General features: G+C 68.0%; 1 protein-coding gene. It reads left to right on the top strand.

Features of this window, described 5'->3' with window-relative positions:
- A partial coding sequence (locus EER30_RS46845; RefSeq protein ID WP_164842824.1) for a GGDEF domain-containing protein occupies window positions 1–516 on the top strand: 516 nt, incomplete at both ends.

Raw genomic sequence — 516 nt, 5'->3', positions numbered from 1 at the left:
GCGCAGCTGCGTGAACGCGAGAGCGAACTGCACCACCGCACCCTGCACGACCCGCTGACCGGGCTGGCGAACCGGGTCCTGTTCCAAGAGCGGGTCGACCACGCCATCGCGACCCACGAACGCGGCACCTCGACCCTGGCGGTCCTGTTCGTCGACCTGGACGGCTTCAAACAGATCAACGACACCTTCGGACACGGCACCGGCGACGCCCTGCTGTCCGAGGTCGCCGTCCGGCTGCAGGACTGCACCCGCACCGGCGACACCGTCGGGCGCTTCGGCGGCGACGAGTTCGCCGTCCTCACCGAGCAGATCACCACCGTCGAGGACGCTAAGATCGTGGCCGACCGGATCATCAGCGCGCTGCAGCACCCCTTCGACATCGACGGCCAGGTCTGCCACGTCACGGCCAGCGCCGGTATCGCCCTCTATCGGGACGGCGACACCGCCGACACCACCATCCGAAACGCCGACGAAGCGATGTACACCGCCAAAGCCGCCGGCAAGAACCACTACGCA

It is taken from the genome of Actinoplanes solisilvae (assembly GCF_003999975.1).
In the GTDB taxonomy this organism is placed as follows: Bacteria; Actinomycetota; Actinomycetes; order Mycobacteriales; family Micromonosporaceae; genus Actinoplanes; species Actinoplanes solisilvae.
Note: the sequence above shows the minus strand (reverse complement) of the source record. Positions and strands in the feature narration are given on the sequence as shown.